This is a genomic window from Streptosporangiales bacterium (assembly GCA_009379825.1).
Taxonomy (GTDB): domain Bacteria; phylum Actinomycetota; class Actinomycetes; order Streptosporangiales; family WHST01; genus WHST01.
The window spans coordinates 74,969-90,920 of the sequence record WHTA01000016.1 but is presented as its reverse complement, the minus strand read 5'-3'; the positions used below and the strand labels follow the sequence as shown (position 1 = coordinate 90,920).

The 15,952-nt window shown below is 69.5% G+C and carries 17 protein-coding genes; 12 read left to right on the top strand and 5 right to left on the bottom strand.

The annotated features are described in order from the left end of the window. The first annotated feature begins 87 nt into the window (after positions 1 to 87). Together GEV07_11120 and GEV07_11115 are read left to right on the top strand one after the other, a co-directional pair. Positions 88 to 393, top strand: a complete 306-nt coding sequence (locus GEV07_11120) for an antibiotic biosynthesis monooxygenase (GenBank protein MQA03242.1) — start codon at positions 88 to 90, stop codon at positions 391 to 393. Continuing rightward, positions 390 to 1,598 carry a helix-turn-helix domain-containing protein gene (locus GEV07_11115; GenBank protein MQA03241.1) on the top strand — a complete coding sequence of 403 codons (1,209 nt, stop codon included), beginning with the start codon at positions 390 to 392 and terminating at the stop codon, positions 1,596 to 1,598. The genes GEV07_11120 and GEV07_11115 overlap by 4 nt, the downstream gene beginning before the upstream one ends. 172 nt (positions 1,599 to 1,770) lie before the next feature. Here the strand turns inward: GEV07_11115 and GEV07_11110 are convergent, their stop codons facing one another. Together GEV07_11110 and GEV07_11105 are read right to left on the bottom strand one after the other, a co-directional pair. Beyond that, the gene (locus tag GEV07_11110) at positions 1,771 to 3,177 is read right to left on the bottom strand and encodes an amidase (protein MQA03240.1); all 1,407 of its coding nucleotides are present in this window, start codon (positions 3,175 to 3,177) and stop codon (positions 1,771 to 1,773) included. 36 nt (positions 3,178 to 3,213) lie between these two features. Beyond that, a complete protein-coding gene (locus GEV07_11105; protein ID MQA03239.1) occupies positions 3,214 to 4,125 on the bottom strand; it encodes a D-2-hydroxyacid dehydrogenase in 912 nt (303 codons plus the stop codon). Positions 4,126 to 4,361: 236 nt separating this feature from the next. Here GEV07_11105 and GEV07_11100 point away from each other — a divergent pair, with 236 nt between their 5' ends. Beyond that, on the top strand, positions 4,362 to 5,078 hold the full coding sequence (locus tag GEV07_11100) for an Asp/Glu racemase (protein MQA03238.1): 717 nt from the start codon (positions 4,362 to 4,364) through the stop codon (positions 5,076 to 5,078). An 83-nt stretch (positions 5,079 to 5,161) separates the two neighbouring features. Here the strand turns inward: GEV07_11100 and GEV07_11095 are convergent, their stop codons facing one another. After that, entirely contained in the window at positions 5,162 to 5,662 is a 501-nt protein-coding gene (locus GEV07_11095; protein ID MQA03237.1) for a DUF3830 family protein, read from the bottom strand. An 11-nt stretch (positions 5,663 to 5,673) separates the two neighbouring features. Then, positions 5,674 to 6,906 carry a glutamate dehydrogenase gene (locus GEV07_11090; GenBank protein ID MQA03236.1) on the bottom strand — a complete coding sequence of 411 codons (1,233 nt, stop codon included), beginning with the start codon at positions 6,904 to 6,906 and terminating at the stop codon, positions 5,674 to 5,676. Between the two features lie 131 nt (positions 6,907 to 7,037). Here GEV07_11090 and GEV07_11085 point away from each other — a divergent pair, with 131 nt between their 5' ends. The 6 genes from GEV07_11085 to GEV07_11060 all read left to right on the top strand — a co-directional run bounded on the left by GEV07_11085 (position 7,038) and on the right by GEV07_11060 (position 10,572). Further along, positions 7,038 to 7,772, top strand: a complete 735-nt coding sequence (locus GEV07_11085; protein ID MQA03235.1) for a maleate cis-trans isomerase — start codon at positions 7,038 to 7,040, stop codon at positions 7,770 to 7,772. 20 nt (positions 7,773 to 7,792) lie between these two features. After that, positions 7,793 to 8,461, top strand: a complete 669-nt coding sequence (locus GEV07_11080; protein ID MQA03234.1) for an FCD domain-containing protein — start codon at positions 7,793 to 7,795, stop codon at positions 8,459 to 8,461. Positions 8,462 to 8,554: 93 nt separating this feature from the next. Beyond that, positions 8,555 to 9,016 (top strand): hypothetical protein, encoded by a 462-nt coding sequence (locus tag GEV07_11075; GenBank protein ID MQA03233.1) that lies wholly within the window; start codon positions 8,555 to 8,557, stop codon positions 9,014 to 9,016. Between the two features lie 127 nt (positions 9,017 to 9,143). Further along, a complete protein-coding gene (locus tag GEV07_11070) occupies positions 9,144 to 9,539 on the top strand; it encodes a hypothetical protein (GenBank protein ID MQA03232.1) in 396 nt (131 codons plus the stop codon). Between the two features lie 195 nt (positions 9,540 to 9,734). Then, positions 9,735 to 10,076 carry a hypothetical protein gene (locus GEV07_11065; protein ID MQA03231.1) on the top strand — a complete coding sequence of 114 codons (342 nt, stop codon included), beginning with the start codon at positions 9,735 to 9,737 and terminating at the stop codon, positions 10,074 to 10,076. 91 nt (positions 10,077 to 10,167) lie between these two features. Further along, a complete protein-coding gene (locus GEV07_11060) occupies positions 10,168 to 10,572 on the top strand; it encodes a hypothetical protein (protein ID MQA03230.1) in 405 nt (134 codons plus the stop codon). A gap of 115 nt (positions 10,573 to 10,687) precedes the next feature. On the opposite strand, the gene GEV07_11055 is transcribed toward GEV07_11060, so the two are convergent. Then, positions 10,688 to 12,157 (bottom strand): aldehyde dehydrogenase family protein, encoded by a 1,470-nt coding sequence (locus GEV07_11055; GenBank protein MQA03229.1) that lies wholly within the window; start codon positions 12,155 to 12,157, stop codon positions 10,688 to 10,690. Between the two features lie 168 nt (positions 12,158 to 12,325). On the opposite strand from GEV07_11055, the gene GEV07_11050 reads away from it, so the two are divergent. From GEV07_11050 to GEV07_11040, 3 genes are all read left to right on the top strand, one after another. Continuing rightward, positions 12,326 to 13,585 (top strand): aminotransferase class III-fold pyridoxal phosphate-dependent enzyme, encoded by a 1,260-nt coding sequence (locus GEV07_11050; GenBank protein ID MQA03228.1) that lies wholly within the window; start codon positions 12,326 to 12,328, stop codon positions 13,583 to 13,585. 108 nt (positions 13,586 to 13,693) lie between these two features. Beyond that, positions 13,694 to 15,076, top strand: a complete 1,383-nt coding sequence (locus tag GEV07_11045; GenBank protein MQA03227.1) for an MFS transporter — start codon at positions 13,694 to 13,696, stop codon at positions 15,074 to 15,076. A gap of 168 nt (positions 15,077 to 15,244) precedes the next feature. Next, on the top strand, positions 15,245 to 15,946 hold the full coding sequence (locus GEV07_11040) for a helix-turn-helix domain-containing protein (protein ID MQA03226.1): 702 nt from the start codon (positions 15,245 to 15,247) through the stop codon (positions 15,944 to 15,946). The last annotated feature ends 6 nt before the right edge of the window (positions 15,947 to 15,952 follow it).

The window sequence follows — 15,952 nt, the reverse complement described above, 5'->3', positions numbered from 1 at the left end:
GCTGCTACCGTTACCGCGGTCGAAGACTTGGCCGCACTCCAAGTACGCTGTGAAACGCGAGGTGCTGGCGATGGAAGGCTGGTCATGATGTTCGGGCTCGTGGTGCGCTTCGACTTGAAGGACGCGGATGCAGCAGCGGCGTACGACGCACTCGTTGCCAAGACCGCACCGGGTATCCGGGACGACGAGCCGGGCACGCTCGTCTACACCACGCACACGATCGATGGTGAGCCGCTGGCGCGGGTGCACTACGAGTTGTACGCAGATCGTGCCGCTTTCGAGGCGCACGAGCGCGCGCCCCACACAGTGGAGTACCTGCGTGAGCGCCAGCCATACATCGCAGCTACGCGGGTGGAGTTTCTGACGCCGGGACCGTCAAAGTTGCCAGGGTGAGCGACCTCTCAAACCAGCTCGGACGGACCATCGCCCGACTGCGCAAGCAACGCGGCCTCTCGCAGCGCGAGTTCGCCCGGCTGGTCGGTCGGTCCGAGACCTGGCTCTCACAGGTCGAGCGCGGCGCACGGCACATCGACCGTATGTCGGTGCTAGAGCGACTGGCCGATGCTCTCGACGTTCCCGTCGCTGACCTGGCGCCGGCCACGCCCGCCGCCGCCCATGAGGCACCGAGTGTGGCGGGTGATCTGGCGCTCGCGCTCGCGTCCTCCGATGCACTGACCGCCGTCCTCGCGGCCCATGACTCGACCGATACAACCGAGCTTGCGGATGCCGTATCCGAGGCGTGGCAGTACGTTCATGCCTCCAAGTACGAACACGTCCGCGACCGGCTCGCGGCGCGGCTGCCCGAGCTGGAAAGCGCAGCCCGCACGACGAAAGGCCGCGACCGACGACAGGCGTACGTGTCGCTCGCTCGCGCATACCACGCCCTGGCGGCGGTCCTGTCGAACCTCGGCGAGTTCCCAGCCGCCTGGGTCGCCGCAGACCGCGGCATCGCCGCCGCCGAGCGCACCGGAGATGCGCTGCTGATGGCCGAAGGGTCATTCCGCCTGTGCATCGTGTTTCAGAGCGCCCGCCACTACACCCACGCCCTCCGCACTGCATCGTCGGCCATCGATGCGCTTGCAGCACGCGTCGAAGAGGGCGACGTCGGTGCCCTATCTCTGACTGGCGTGCTCCACCTACAATCCGCACTCGCCGAGGCACGCCTCGACCACGCCGACGCCGACGCCGACGCCGCATACAAGCACCTCGATTCCGCCGACGAACTCGCCGGCCGCGTCGGGCGCGGACGCAACGACTACGGCACGGAGTTCGGCCCAGACAACGCAACGCTGCACCGTGTCACCGTCGCCGTCCATCTCGGAGACGCGGGCGCAGCGCTGCGCGTCGCGGAAGCCTTCGACGCCTCGCCGCTGTCCCCGGAACGCCAGGCGCGACACCAACTCGACGTCGCTCGCGCCCACACGCAGCGCCGCAACCTGCCGGCAGCCATTGACGCACTCACCTACGCTCACAGCCTCGCACCCGAGTTCGTCACCGGACACCCGGTCGTCATCGCGCTGGTGACCGATCTACTCCACACCGAACACGGCGGCGACCTCGCGCTACGCGAACTGTCAGGAACCCTGGGCCTGGAGTGAGCGGGAGGGCGCTCAACGCCACCTCGCGGCCCGTCCGATCGCCCGACCGCCCAGGCTTACTCGCGAGCTACCTAGTTACCGCCACGTTGCGGCTTTACTGTCGCTACCACGACGACGAAGCCGCAACGTGGCGTTGGGGCTGTGGCCGCGCCGCAGGCCCCGGGCCGGCGGGTCAGGACTCCAGGGTGGGGCGGGTGGCCGTCCAGGGCTTGGCGTCCTGGAACGCCTTCGCCGCCGCGAGCACGGCGGCGTCGGCGTGCCGCGGGCCCACGATCTGCAGGCCGATCGGCAGCCCGCTCGCGGTGAACCCGCACGGCACCGTCGCCGCCGGCTGCTGGGTGAGGTTGAACGGGTAGGTGAACGGCGACCAGCTCGTCCACCGCGGCTGCGACCAGTCCTCGGGCACCTCGCGGCCGGCGGTGAACGCCGGGATCGGCATGGTCGGCGTCACCAGCAGGTCGTAGTTCTCGTGGCACTCGCCCATCGCCACACCGAGCGCCATCCGCTGCGCCGTCGCCTCCAGGTAGTCCAGCGCGGAGTACGTCGCGCCCTGCGCGCAGATCTCGCGCAGCCCAGGGTCGAGCAGCCCGCGCTGCTCGTCGGTGAGCGGCTCGACGAACTTCGCCGCGCCCGAGTACCAGAGCACATTGAACGTCTCGACGGGGTCGGCGAAGCCCGGGGACGCCTCCTCCACGTGCGCGCCGGCCGCGCCGAAGGCCGCCACGCCGTCGCGGACGGCCGCGGCCACCTCCGGGTGCACGTCCACGAACCCCAGGTCGGGGCTGAACGCGATGCGCAGCCCCTGCACGCCGTCGCCGAGCGCGTCCACGAACGACCCCACCGGCGGCGCCAGTTCCGACCAGTCCCGCGCGTCGTGTGCGCTGATCACGTCGAGCAGCAGCGCGCCGTCGTCCACGGTCCAGGTCATCGGGCCGGCGTGCGCGAGGGTGCCGAACGGGCTCGACGGGTAGAGCGGGATCCGGCCGTACGTCGGCTTCAGCGCGAAGATGCCGCTGAACGCGCCGGGGATGCGGACGGACCCGCCGCCATCGGTACCCACGGACAGCGGCGCCATCCCCGCGGCCACCGCCGCGGAGCTGCCGCCACTCGAGCCACCGGGCGTGCGGGTGAGGTCCCACGGGTTCCGCGTCACGCCGGTGAGCGGGTTGTCCGTGACACCCTTCCAGCCCAGCTCGGGGGTGGTGGTCTTGCCGACGAGCACCGCACCGCTCTCCCGCAGCCGCGCGACGCACGGCGCGTCCGCCTCCCACTTCTGGTCGGCGTCGACCGTGCGGGAACCGCGCAGTGTCGGCCAGCCGCGGGTGAGGAACATGTCCTTGACCGACGTCGGCACGCCGTCCACCGGACCGGCGGGCTCACCACGCTGCCACCGCTGCTCGGACTCCCTGGCCTGCCCGAGCGCACTGTCGGCGTCGACCAGGCAGTACGCGTTGAGCTGCTCGTCCACGGCGGCGATCCGGTCGAGCGCCGCCTGCGTCGCCTCGACCGGCGAGAGCTCCTTCTTCTCGTACGCCGCCAGCAACTCGGTGGCGGTGAGGTGCGCGACCTCGGTAGTCATCGACAGTCCCATCGACTCGATTGAAATATACGCAGCCTACGAAGCGACGTAACCCAGCTGCTTGTCCACCACGTTGCGCAGTGACTGCCCTGCGTGCCACCGGGTGAAGTTGTCCACGAACACGTCGGCGAGCACGTCCAGCCAGCCGATGAAGTCCGCGGACATGTGCGGTGAGACCACGACGTTGGGCATCTCCCACAGCGGCGAATCGGCAGGCAGCGGTTCCTCCTCGAAGACATCGAGCGCGGCGCCCGCGATCCGCTCGGTCACCAGTGCCTCGACCATCTCGTCCTGCACCACGATCTCACCCCGCCCGATGTTCACGAACCGGGCGGTCGGTTGCATGGCGTCGAACGCCGCGGCGTCGAACATGCCGCGGGTGGCGGGAGTCAGCGGGGCGGCGACGACCACGTAGTCGGCGCCAGGCAGCACCTGCAGCAGGTCGCTCGACGCGAGCACGTCGCCGAAGTCCTCGTCGCCGGTACGCGCCGTACGGCCGACGCCGCGCACCCGGAGGCCGGCAGCGCGCAGCAACCTGGCGGTCGCCCGGCCGATCGGCCCCACCCCGACGACGACGGCCTGCTTGCCGGCGATCATCTCGGAGTCGCGGTGCTGCCAGGTGTGCTCGCGCTGCAGCTCGAGCGTGCGCGGGAAGTCCTTCGCGAACGAAAGCACTAGGCCGAGCACGTACTCGGCGATCGCCTGGTCGAAGACGTTGCGGGAGTTGGTGACGACGACGTCGCTGGCGACCACCTCGGGCAGCAGCACCTTGTCCACCCCGGCCGCGGCCTGGTGGATCCACTGCAGCTGCCTGGCGGCCGGCCACGCGTCGACGAGGGCCGAGGAGAGGAAGTCCCACATGAAGAGCACGTCGGCACCTGCAACGGCAGTGGGCAGCTCGGCGGCGGAGGCGTAACGTACCTCGGCAAGGGCCTCGACCTCGGCCATCTTCGGCGGCCGTGAGTCCTTGCAGAGAACGGCGATCGTTGGACGTGCGGACACGCGCGAAACATACAGCAATCGTAGGATTGTCAACAACTCTTGGAGCCGGGACACTAGTGTTCTGTGAGCATGCGGCTGCTGGGGAAAGGAGTGGGTGATTGGACCTGGACGGGCAGCGGGCTGCCACTGAAACCGCCGAGGCCGTCGCGCTCGACGCCCCCGCGAACACGGTTCGGGTCACCGTGCCGATACCGCTGCTGCCCCAGCACGGCGTCGGGATCGTCGCGCCGTACGACTTCGCGCTCGACCGGGAGGTCTGGCGCTGGGTGCCCGACGACGTGTCGCTGTACGTCACCCGCACGCCCCGCCTCGCCGTGCCCGTCACCGTCGAGATGGCACAGCTGGTCAGCGAGACCAGCATCGTGCAGTCCGGCACCGCCGAAGTGCTCACCGCGGAGCCCGAGGTGGTCGCGTACCTCTGCACGTCCGGCAGCTTCGTCGGCGGCATGGAGGGCGAACGCGAGCTGCGCGAGGCCATGTCCACCACCGGCGCCCCGGCCGCGCTCACCACGTCAGGCGCACTGCTCGAGGCGTTGGAGCACCTCGGCATCAAACGCATCGCCGTCGCCACACCGTACGTGGAGAGCGTCACCGTCCGGCTGCACGACTTCCTCGGCGAAGCCGGGGTGTCCGTCACGTCGAGCGCACACCTGGGGCTGCTCGACCACATCTGGCAGGTCGGCTACGACGAGGTGACACAGCTCGGCGTCGACGCGGACCACCCGGACGCCCAGGCGCTCTTCCTCAGCTGCACCAACCTGCCGACGTACGACGCCATCCCGCCGCTGGAGGAGGCACTCGGCAAGCCGGTGCTCTCCGCCAACCAGGTGACCATGTGGGCGGCGCTGCGCGCCTGCGGCATCACGCCACCACCGAACGGCCAGCGCCTCTTCGCCTGACCCACCGCTCGACAGACCGACCCCCTGGCCGCTGTCGGCCAGGGGGTCGGTTCGGTACGACCGGGTTGTGCCCGGTCGGTGCGTTACTCCTTGCGGCGGATGGAGAGGGTCTCGCCCTCCACGCCACGCTTCCAGAGGTCCTGGCTCGCGGCCGCGATCTCCGGCAGGCCTTCGACGATGGTCGCGAAGATGTTGGCCGGCACGAACCCGTAGTCCGGGTTCAGCAGCAGGTTGTTGCGCTCGTAGAACAGCGCGATGTCCACGATGTCGGCGCCCTTGTGGGCCTCCTCCGCGGACGAGTACCCGTGCGACGGCGTCGCGATCTGCCACTTCTCGAAGGAGAAGTACGCGACGTCACCGGGGATCGGGGTGATGGTGGTGTTCTCCCTGCCAGGCTCCGGGTCGGCGAACGCCTGTACGAGCGTGTAGATCTCGTTGCGCGCGTACTTCGCGTGGTACGCGTCGCTGCCCATCGGCAGTGCGTTCCACACCGCCTCGCAGGTGCGGGGCGCCTGCTCGTCCAACAGCACGGCGGTGCAACTCACGCCGCGCTTGTCCAACGAGATCTCGATGTATCTGGCCACTTCCGTTCCCTTCAGCTCCTGGTGAGTCCTGCTGCTTGTGCTCCTGCCTCGAACAGCGGAACGCGTTCGACCACACCGCCGTAGCGCTCCACGTTGCGGGCAAGGTTCTCCTCCGCGATCCGCGCAGCGGCTTCGCGGGGTGGGGTTGAGTTCTCCCGCCAGGCATCGATCAGCTGGCCGACCAGCGGCCGCACATGCTTGGAGAGGAGGGAACGGGAATCGGCGGGACCGGTCACCAGGCCGAGCACGACCCACCACGCCCAGACGGCCGCACCCGCGTTCGCGACGAAGTCGGGGACGACGACCACGCCGCGGTCGGTGAGCGACCGTTCCGCGTCCGGGGTGATGGGGACGTTCGCCGCCTCGGCGATCAACCGCGCCTTGACCTGCGCGCAGTTCTGCGTGGTGATCGTGTACGAGACCGCCGCCGGCACCAGCAGGTCGACGTCGAGGTCGAGCCAGGCGCTGCCCGGCAGCTCGGTGTCGTCCGACCGCAGCACCGCACGGTCGATGGCACCCGCGGGCGAGCGCGCCGCGAGCAGCGCCGGCACGTCCAGGCCGCGTTCGGTGTTCACCAGCAGCCCTTGCGCGTCGCTGATGCCGACCACCCGCACCCCGGCCTTCGCCAGGTATAGCGCCGTGGAACCGCCCATGGCACCGAAGCCCTGGACGACCGCGGTCGCTTCCGCAGGCGCGATGCCGAGCCCTTCCAGGCCGGCCAGGCCTGCCTCCGCGACGCCGTACCCGCCGATCAGCGCGGGCATGGTGAGGCCCTCCTCGCCGTCGACGAACTGCCGCTTGACGTCCGCGGCGGTCGCCTCCGGGTCGGGGCTACGACGCAGGCCTGCGCGTAGCGACGAGGAACCGAGCCCGGCCCGCTCGAACACCTGGTCCAAGCTGGCCTGCGGGGTGCCGAAGTCTGCGGCGGTGGTCCACATGCTGTCGAGGTACGGGCGCATCGCCTGGACGTAGCGCAGCCGCACCTCGTCCACGTCGGGGGCGTCCGGCGGGTAGTCGATGCCGCCCTTGGCGCCCCCGACGGGCACGCCGTAGGCGCCGACCTTCAGCGACATCTCCCTGGCGAGGTCCTCGACCTCCTCCAGGGTGCAACCGGCGCGCGTTCGCAGCCCGCCAGTGCCGATGCCGGTGACCAGCCGATCGACCACCAGGTATCCGGTCGCGTCACTTTCCGGGTCGGACCAGATCACCCTCAGGTACGGTCGCCGCGCGGTCTTCGCTGGCATGTATCACCACCAAGGATTTCGCAAGTTTCGTAAGTACTGGACCAGGCTGACGGTAGAAACGCAGAGTAGGATTGTCAACAATCTTCCCGTCGTACACGGAGGTGGCCGTGACTACACGCACGACCGTTGGCATGCTCTACCCGGGTCATGCCGCCGAGGACGACTACCCGCTGCTCGCCAAACTGCTCGGCCCGGACGTCGCGTTGCCGCTGGTACACACCACTGAGCAGGACGTTCCGCACACGGTCGAGGCGCTGCTCGCCGTCGGCCAGCCGGAGGAGCTCGCCGCCGGCTGGCGCCAGCTCACCGCGCACCATCAGCCGCAGTCGGTGGTGTGGGCGTGCACCAGCGGCAGCTTCGTGTTCGGCTGGGACGGTGCCGCGGAACAGGCGCGCACGTTGACGGAGACGGCCGGCGCCCCCGCGTCGAGCACGTCGATCGCGTTCGCGCGCGCCTGCCACGCGGTCGGCGCCCGCAGGGTCGCGGTCGCGGCCACGTACCCGGAGGACGTGGCGAGCAAGTTCGTGGAGTTCCTCGGCGACGGCGGCCTGGACGTGGTCAACTTCGGCAGCGAGGGCATCTTCCTGGCCGGCGACGTGGGCACGCTCGACGAGGCTGCCGTCCTCGCGCTGGCCGTCGGCGGTGACCACGCGGACGCAGACGCGGTGCTGCTGCCCGACACTGCGCTGCACTCGGTCGCCTGGCTCGACGCCCTGGAGGCGCGGGTCGGCAAACCGGTGCTCACCGCGAACCAGGTGACCGCGTGGGAGGGCCTGCGGCTGGCCGGTGACACCACACCGCGCACCGGGCTCGGCACGTTGTTCGAGAATCGAAGCGCCGGCGGTGCCGCGCCGGCAACGAACTGACCGGCACGAGGAGCCCTCACATGGCGGCGTCAGCCGATGGACTCAAGCCGATCAGCCGGCAAGCCACCGCCGGGCTGATCGCCGACCAGCTCAGGGAAGCGATCATGTCCGGCGCGTTCGCGCAGGGCGACCAGCTGGGCGAGGTCGACCTCGCCCAGCGGTTCAACGTCAGTCGCGGGCCGGTGCGCGAGGCGATGCAGCGTCTCGTCCAGGAGGGACTGCTGCGCGCCGTACGCCACCGCGGGCTGTTCGTCACCGAACTGACCACGGCGGACATCATCGACATCTACGCCGCGCGCACGGCGGTGGAGAGCGCCGCCGTGCGGCTGATCCTGGAACGCCACCCGGAACGCACCGCGGCCACCCTGGCGAAGGTGCTGGCCAAGATGACCAGGGCGGCGGACCGTGGCGACTCGGCGGCGCTGAGCAAGGCCGACCTGGCGTTCCACGAGGCGCTCGTCGCGGCCTCGGAGAGCCCGCGGTTGCAGCGGATGGCCACCACCTTGCTGGTCGAGACCCGGATGTGCCTCTCCGCCCTGCCCCCGATGTACAGCACGTCGTCCGACCTGGTGAACGAGCACGAAAAGATCGTCCTGGCGATCAAGAACGGCGACGGCGCCGGCGCGCTGGAGTTCCTCGACGCCCACATGCAGGACGCCATCAACCGGCTCTCCAACCACCTGGAGTAACCACCACCGCGCGCGGCGCCCCGGCCGCCGCGGTGCGCTACGCGGCGCCTGACCACCCCACGGCATGTACCCGAGGCACTACCGTGACGCACCATGCAGCGTGACCAGAACAGGTTCGAGATCCCGGCCGAGACGCGGGACAACGTCGCCGCTATGCATGCAGTGGACCGGGAGCGGGAGCGAGTCAGCTCCGCAGTGGGATTCCTGGAGCGCGGGGTGGCCAAGCTCGGGCACTCCGATGCGGACAAGCAGCTGATGACCAAGGCCGGTGCGGCCATGGCCAACGGTCACCGCTACGCCGTCCAGCTGACTCTGCTGACCGCGTACCCGAACAACACCCCGGCGGCCCGCGCCGAGGCAACGCAGTCCCAGGGGGCTTGGCACGACGCCCTGAAGGAGCTGCGCACCGCGGACACGCGCGGGCATTTCAAAGACACCCTGGGCTTGCACCGTGGGTTGCTGACCCAGGGCCGTGCACGCACAAGCACGCGCGACCGGGACGAGCGACGCGAGCCAGCAGAGCGCAAGCCGGGTCCTGCACGACCCGACCGGTGACGGCGCGCCCCTCCTGCCGGGACCGAGCACACTCGGTAACCCTTCGTCGTAGACCGCGTCGGTCCGGAACCAGTCGTACCGCAGGGACATCCGAGCGGGTCCACGACCCGGTAGGAGGAGTGCCACGATGGCGTTCGAGCTCCCCAGCAACCCCCGCAACACGGCCGACTCGTTCTGGCTCGAGGACGAGCGGGACGCCGTACGCGGCGAGGCGTCTCGACTGCAGATGCACATCGAACTCCAGTACGGCCAGCTGGACAAGACCCTGGTCGACAAGATGGGCGCCGTCATCGCCCACGGGCACGCGTACGCCCACCAGGTGGGCATGCTGCGGGCCTGCAGCAGCAACACCGAGGCCACCCGTGCCGAGGCCAAGCGCGCCCGCCGGGCGTGGACCGACGTGCGCGAAGGGCTGCGCTCGGCCGGCCCCGGCCGGATGGTGCAGAAGCTGCTGGCCGAGACGGATCAGGCCCGCAACAAGGCCACCGACCGGTACCGGGCCGACGGCCGGGCCCACCCGTAGCCAGTCGTCCGGCGTGCGGCAGGAGGAGGAGTGAGCCGACAGGAGGCCGCGATGCCGCACGAGTCCCCATGCAATGCGCGCGCCATGGGCAACTCGTCCTGGCTCGACGACGAACGCAGCGCCGTTCGCCTCGAACTGGCGCTCCTCGAGCTGCAGGTCGGTGAAGTCAGGTAAAGCCCGACCGACGAGGACGTGATGGCCAAGGCGGGCGCCGTCCTTGGTCATGGGCACAGGTACGCCCACAAGCTCAGCATGCTGACCCCGTGGGGCAGCAACACCGACGCCGACCGCACCGAGCCCGGCCGAGCCCAACAGACGTGGAGTGACGCACGCGAGGCCCTGCGGTCGACCCGTCCCAACTGGACGATCGCCCGCGTCCTGACCGAGACGGACCAGATCCGCGACCGGGCGAGGACCAGGTACCTGGAGCAAACCCGCGGCAGCACCCCCACCCGGGCGAACCCGCGGCCGGACGAGCGCCGCGACGAGCGCAAGCCCCGCAGCCAGTCGTCCGACACGCGCCAGGAACAGCGATGACCGTAGCGTCCCCCGCACCTCGTGCGACAGACCCGGCGAGCGGTGGCTCGACGAGGAGCGTGACGACCATCCGGCCTACATGAGGAGTCAGATGAGGCACGAGTCCACCACGAGCCAACGAAGAACGGCGGTCGAGCGCGGGAGCGTCAACAGCGAGCGCAACGCCCTCGCGCTACTCGTCCGCCAGCTCAGGAAACCCGAGGAGAGTGGCCTGCGGGAGCAGATCGCCAGGGTCCTCGGCCACGGGGAGATATTCATGGACGCGCTGAGCGAGCAGCAGGCCTGCGGCGCGAAGCCCGCGCAGACCTGGGTCGCGGAGACGCGGAAGTCGTGGCTGGGAGCACGTCAGGAGCTGCGTCAGGCACTGCCGAGCAACCCCGCCACCGACCGCGACCGCTCCACCGCCAACGAGGTCCGGCGGATCATGGCGGGCTACGACCGGCTGCACCGTACGACGGCACCAGACCGCGGTACGGCCCGCCAGCAGGACCAGTGACGAGCGCGCGAAGCGGGCCGTCCCGCCAGCAGTGACCGGGCACGCGAGTGAGACGGGACGGCGCGGCTACCCAGCCGGGCAGCCGCGCCGTGGACCCGCGGACGTCGTGACCGGGTCAGTGCGGGTTCGGTGTAGCGATGTACTTGACCTCGAGGAACTCCTCGATGCCGAGCCGGCCACCCTCCCGGCCGAGGCCGGAGTGCTTCACCCCGCCGAACGGGGCGCCGGCGTTGGCCACGATGCCCTGGTTCAGGCCGACCATGCCGCTCTCCAGCCGCTCGCACACCCGCAGCGCGCGGGCGAAGTTCGTGGTGAAGACGTACGTCACCAGGCCGTACTCGGTGTCGTTGGCCTGCTCGAGCAGCTCCTCCTCGTTGCCGAACGTGACGATCGGAGCGACCGGGCCGAAGATCTCCGCACGCCGCAGGTCGGCGTCGACCGGCACGTCGGTGAGCACCGTCGGCGGGTAGAAGTGCCCGTCGCCGTCGCCGCGCTGGCCGCCGATGACCGCCGTCGCGCCCTTGCTGACGGCGTCGGTGACCAACCGGTCGACCTTCTCCACCGCCTGGCTGTTGATCAGCGGGCCGACGTTCACGCCGTCGTCCACGCCGCGGCCGACGGTCAGCGCGCCCATCTTGTCGGCGAGCTTGCGGGAGAACTCCTCGGCCACCGACTCGTGCACGTACAGCCGGTTGGCCGCCGTGCAGGCCTCGCCGATGTTGCGCATCTTCGCGAGCATCGCGCCGTCGACCGCCTGGTCGACGTCCGCGTCCTCGAAGACGATGAACGGCGCGTTGCCACCGAGCTCCATCGACGTGCGCATGACGTTGTCGGCGCACTGCGCCAGCAGCTTCTTGCCCACCGCGGTGGACCCGGTGAACGACAGCTTCCTGGCCCGGCCGTCCTTGATCAACGGCTCCATCAGGCCACCGGCGTCGGTGGTCGGCACCACGTTGAGCACGCCGGCAGGCAGCCCTGCCTCGGTGAAGATCTCCGTCATCGCGAGCGCCGACAGCGGGGTGAACTCGGACGGCTTGAACACTGCGGTGCAGCCGGCCGCGAGCGCCGGTGCGACCTTGCGGGTGAACATCGCGGTCGGGAAGTTCCACGGCGTGATCAACAGGCACGGCCCGACCGGCTGGCGCATGATCATCACTCGGCTCTTGCCGTCCGCCGACGTCTGGTAGCCGCCCTCGACCCGCACGGCCTCCTCGGCGAACCAGCGGAGGAACTCGGCCGCGTAGAGGATCTCACCGGTGGCCTCGGCGACCGGCTTACCCATCTCAAGCGTCATGAGCAGGCCGAGCTCGTCCTTCCTGGCCACCACCTTCTCGTACGCCCGGCGCAGGATCTCGCCGCGCTCCCGCGGCGGGGTGGCGGCCCAGGACGCCTGTGCGGCGGTCGCGGCGTCGAGCGCAGCGAAACCATCGGCAGAGGAGCCGTCGGCCACCGAACAGAGCGGCTTGCCGGTCGAAGGGTCCTCGACGTCGAATACCTTGCCTCCTTCGGCGGGGCGCCAGACACCGTCGATGAAGAGCTCCTTGCGGACCGCATCCACCACCGCGGTCTCTTGCGTACTGGTCATGTAGCTAACACTCCTTGTCCGCGAACTCCTGCTGCCAGCCTACGCAGAGCGGCCGTCCAACCACCTCCCCCGTTCACGCAATGTCAATCTTTGAGACGCAGGTACTGTTCTCCCCGCGGGTGAGTTTGTATGCTGCGCGATTGTCAACAATCCTACGAGGAGCAGCCCATGACCGAGCTGTCGCCACAGCTCAAGCAAGCAACGCCCGTCCACGCAGCCCGTGGCGAGGGCGTCTACATCTACGATGACGAGGGTCGGCAGTACCTGGATTTCACCGCCGGGATCGGCGTCACCTCGACCGGCCACTGCCATCCGAAGGTAGTGGAGGCGGCCCAGCGCCAGGTCGCCACCTTGATCCACGGCCAGTACACGACCATCCTGAGCAAGCCGCTGCGCGACCTGACCGCCAGGCTCGGCAGCGCGCTCCCCGCCGGCCTGGACCGGCTGTTCTACGTGAACTCCGGCAGCGAGGCCATCGAGGCCAGCATGCGGCTGGTACGGCAGGCCACCGGCAAGCAGAACATCGTGGTCTTCCACGGCTCGTTCCACGGCCGCACCTACGGCGCGGCCGCGATGACCACGTCCGGGCCGAAGTTCCGCGCCGGCATCGGGCCGCTGCCGTCCAACATCGTCGTCTCGCCGTTCCCGAACGCGTACCGGTACGGCTGGACCGTCGAGCAGGCGACCGACTTCGCGCTGCAGGAGCTCGACTACGTGCTCGCCACCACCGCGCCGCCGAACGACACCGCCGCGTTCTTCGTGGAGCCGGTGCTCGGTGAGGGCGGCTACGTGCCGGCGAACACCCGCTTCCTCGCGGGCCTGCGGGAGCGTGCCGACAAGCACGGCATCCTGCTCGTCGTCGACGAGATCCAGACCGGATTCGGGCGCACCGGCGAGTACTGGGGGCACGACCACTTCGACGTGCGGGCGGACGTGCTCACCATCGCCAAGGGCATCGCAAGCGGGTTCCCACTGTCGGCGATCGCGGCGAGCGAGGAGGTGATGAGCAAGGCCTGGCCCGGCTCGCAGGGCGGCACCTACGGCGCCAACCCGGTCTCGTGCGCGGCTGCGCTGGCCACCCTGGACGTCATCGACGACGAAGGGCTTGTTACCAACGCGAAGGCGATGGGCAGCCGGCTCGAAGCGGGACTACGCAACGTAGCAGCACAGCACAAGGGCATCGGCGACGTCCGTGGACTCGGACTGATGCTCGGTTCGGAGTTCGTCGACGCCGACGGACGTCCCGACACACCCACCGCAAACCGGGTACAGCAGACGGCTGCCGAGAACGGGCTGCTCCTGCTAACGTGCGGTGCCCACGGCAACGTGGTACGCATGATCCCCGCACTCGTCGTGAATGCCGATGAGGTCGACGCGGCGATCGATATCTGGGAGAAGTCCGTCGCGACAGGGGTCGCAGGCGGCTAGCCGTTCGAAACAAGGGGGATCGCTGAGCATCCGGCAAACCCCGGCCGGACGCGCTCGGCGGCGGTTCGACTAGACAGAGCAAACCGAAAACCCAGAGGAGGTGACCCGATGGGGTCACAGGAAGCCGCACCCGCAGGGGCTGGCGGACTTTCGCCGCAAGAAGAGAAGAAGACGTTGCATCGTGCGATCGCCGGCTCGGCGATCGGCAACGCCATCGAGTGGTATGACTACGGGCTGTACGGCTTCCTCAGCGCTCAGATCGGGATCCACTTCCTACCCGAGAGCATGCCGGCATTCCTGCGGCAGATGCTCGTCTTCACCATCTTCGCGGTGCCGTTCGTGGTGCGACCGCTGGGTGCGGGAATCTTCGGCGCCATCGGTGACCGCGTCGGTCGGCAGAAGATCCTTGCCTTCACCGTCATCCTGATCGCTGGTGGCACGTTCATCATCGGTTGTATCCCGAGCTTCTCCACCATCTCGGTGGTCGCGCCGATCATCCTCGTGCTGATGCGTGTCGTGCAGGGCCTGGCGGCCGGCGGGGAGTACGGGGGCGCCGCGACGTTCATGGCCGAGTACTCGCCGGACAAGAAGCGCGGCTTCTACGGCAGCTTCCTGGAGTTCGGCACGCTGACCGGGTTCCTCGCCGGCACCGGGGTCAGCCTGCTGGTGCTCACCATCGTTGGCCAGGCGGACTTCGACTCGTGGGGTTGGCGGATCCCGTTCCTGCTCTCCGGACCGATCGGCCTGTTCGGCCTCTACATGAGGTCGAAGCTGGAGGACACCCCGGTCTTCAAGGAGCTGGCGGCCGAAGGCGCCCAGGAGCAGCAGACCGCGGCGCAGTTCAAGGACCTGGCGAAGCACTGGAAGCCCATCGTCATCTGCTTCGGCATGGTGCTCATGCTGAACGTGCACAACTACACGTTGTTCACGTACATGGTCAGCTACCTGGGCAACCCGAAGGGCGCAGGACTCAGCGAGAACTGGGCACTCGGCCTCACGGCGATCATGTACGCGGTGATGATGGCGCTGATGGCGCTCGGCGGCTCCGCGTCCGACAGATGGGGTAGGCGCCCGTCGTGGTTCTTCTCCGGCACGGCGTTGTTCGTCCTCGCCCTGCCGGCGTTCTACCTGATGCTCAACGCGCCGATCCCGGTGAAGATCCTCGCGCTCGTCGGGCTCGGCATCGTCTACGTGCCGCAGCTGAGCACGATCTCCGCGACGTTCCCTGCCATGTTCCCCACGCACATCAGGTACTTCGCGTTCGCGCTCACCTACAACGTGGCCACGGCGCTCGCCGGTGGACCGACGCCGGCGATCAACACCTGGGGCACGGAGAAGATCGGCAACTACTTCCCCGCGTTCTACCTGATGGCCGCGAGCGTGGTCGGCCTGATCGCCGTCTACTTCGCGAAGGAGACCGCGGGAGCGTCGGTGCGCGGCACCGACGTCCCCGACATCGAGAAGCAGAAGGCCGCCGCAGGCGCCGAGTAGTTCTGCCCTCGTAGCTGTCGCAGCGGGTGGCAACCGACCTGGTCGGTTGCCACCCGCTTCCGTTGTCGGTGCGGCTGACTATGGTGTGCGGCAATGACGGGGCAGGCCACGCTCACCGAGCAGGACGACGGTCGGCGGCTCGAGACGATCGACGCCGTGATCGAGCTGATGCGTGCCGAGGTGCAGACCAAGCTGACGCTGCACGACCTCGCCGATGCCGTCGGTTACAGCCCGTTCCACCTGGCCCGGCTGTTCCGTTCCGTGGTCGGCATCCCGCCCGGCGAGTTCCGCACGGCCCTGCGCTTCGACCTGGCCAAGCGGCTGCTGGTCACCGAGGGTGCGTCGGTGACCGATGCGTGCTTCGCGGTCGGCTTCGACAGCCTCGGCACGTTCTCCACCAGGTTCCGCAAGCTCGTCGGGGTCGCTCCGGACGAGTTCCGCCGGCTGCCCGACGCGCTCGACCGCCCGGCCTCGACGGCCATCGCACGCAGCCAGCCCTCTACGTCCACGGCCGTGGTGCGCGGCACGGTGTACTGCCCGACCGAGAGCGCGGTGTACATCGGGCTGTTCCCGCACGCGATCGCGCAGAGCCGGCCGATCACGGGGCAGTACCTGCTGCGCCCCGGCCCATACGAGCTGCCGGCCGTACCGCCCGGCCGCTACCGGGTGCTCGCCGCCGGCATCGGGCCGGCGGCCGACCCGCTCACCCGGCTGGTCCCCGGCGAGGGCATGACGGTCGGTGCCGCGCCGCAGCCGGTGGTGATCCGCACCGGCACGGAACGCGTGCACCGCGACGTGTGGCTGCGGCCGCAGTACACGCAGGAGCCGCCGGTGCTGGTCGCCCTGGCGATCCTGACACCGCAAGATTGAAGAGGC

Bases quoted from the DNA above. Each gene is read 5' to 3' on its own strand.
- GEV07_11040 (MQA03226.1), top strand. From the start codon at position 15,245: ATGCGTGCCGAGGTGCAGACCAAGCTGACGCTGCACGACCTCGCCGAT.
- GEV07_11105 (MQA03239.1), bottom strand. From the start codon at position 4,125: ATGGCCGAGGTCGAGGCCCTTGCCGAGGTACGTTACGCCTCCGCCGCC.
- GEV07_11055 (MQA03229.1), bottom strand. From the start codon at position 12,157: ATGACCAGTACGCAAGAGACCGCGGTGGTGGATGCGGTCCGCAAGGAG.
- GEV07_11090 (MQA03236.1), bottom strand. From the start codon at position 6,906: ATGCCAGCGAAGACCGCGCGGCGACCGTACCTGAGGGTGATCTGGTCC.
- GEV07_11065 (MQA03231.1), top strand. From the start codon at position 9,735: ATGGCCAAGGCGGGCGCCGTCCTTGGTCATGGGCACAGGTACGCCCAC.
- GEV07_11060 (MQA03230.1), top strand. From the start codon at position 10,168: ATGAGGCACGAGTCCACCACGAGCCAACGAAGAACGGCGGTCGAGCGC.
- GEV07_11050 (MQA03228.1), top strand. From the start codon at position 12,326: ATGACCGAGCTGTCGCCACAGCTCAAGCAAGCAACGCCCGTCCACGCA.
- GEV07_11070 (MQA03232.1), top strand. From the start codon at position 9,144: ATGGCGTTCGAGCTCCCCAGCAACCCCCGCAACACGGCCGACTCGTTC.
- GEV07_11110 (MQA03240.1), bottom strand. From the start codon at position 3,177: ATGACTACCGAGGTCGCGCACCTCACCGCCACCGAGTTGCTGGCGGCG.
- GEV07_11120 (MQA03242.1), top strand. From the start codon at position 88: ATGTTCGGGCTCGTGGTGCGCTTCGACTTGAAGGACGCGGATGCAGCA.
- GEV07_11085 (MQA03235.1), top strand. From the start codon at position 7,038: ATGCTCTACCCGGGTCATGCCGCCGAGGACGACTACCCGCTGCTCGCC.
- GEV07_11045 (MQA03227.1), top strand. From the start codon at position 13,694: ATGGGGTCACAGGAAGCCGCACCCGCAGGGGCTGGCGGACTTTCGCCG.
- GEV07_11080 (MQA03234.1), top strand. From the start codon at position 7,793: ATGGCGGCGTCAGCCGATGGACTCAAGCCGATCAGCCGGCAAGCCACC.
- GEV07_11075 (MQA03233.1), top strand. From the start codon at position 8,555: ATGCAGCGTGACCAGAACAGGTTCGAGATCCCGGCCGAGACGCGGGAC.